The 441-nt window shown below is 66.2% G+C and carries 1 protein-coding gene; it reads right to left on the bottom strand.

The features are described 5' to 3' along the window. Positions 1 to 441: hypothetical protein (locus ACM14_RS30225; protein ID WP_139093546.1), on the bottom strand; the 441-nt coding region annotated here is incomplete at both ends.

The raw sequence follows: 441 nt of genomic DNA, 5'->3' as shown, positions 1-441 counted from the left end.
CATGGCCTGAGCCGTAGGTGAGCCAGGCGATCTCTCCCAGGCCTTGCAGCTGGCTGTGCTGGCGTGCGCCCAGCGCGTCCAGGGTGTGGGCGATGCGGTGTTCGTATTCGATCTGGTCTGCGACCCCGTTCCCGTTGCCATTGCCGTTCTTGCCGGGCCGGTACAGCTGCTGCACTTCTGCGGTGATGCGGCCCAGAGCATCGCGCTCCAGTGCTATGCGGCTTTGCAGTTGGGCGATGAGGCCGTTGCCGTTGTCTGCGGTGCTGTGTTGCCAGACGCTGGCCGCCGTGAGGCGCCCGGCCGCATCCCATTCGTAGCGGTGGGTTTGTGCGGGCGCATGGGGTGTGGCGGGCAACTGCCGTTCGACCAATCGCCCGCCTTCGTCCCAGCGATAGTGGCTGCTGCTTTGCTGCGCGGCGTTGCCATCCGTGGCTTCCATGA

The sequence above is a fragment of the Delftia sp. JD2 genome (assembly GCF_001682645.1).
Taxonomy (GTDB): domain Bacteria; phylum Pseudomonadota; class Gammaproteobacteria; order Burkholderiales; family Burkholderiaceae_C; genus Comamonas; species Comamonas acidovorans.
The sequence above is the reverse complement of the archived record's forward strand: the minus strand, read 5'-3'. Positions and strand labels throughout refer to the sequence as shown.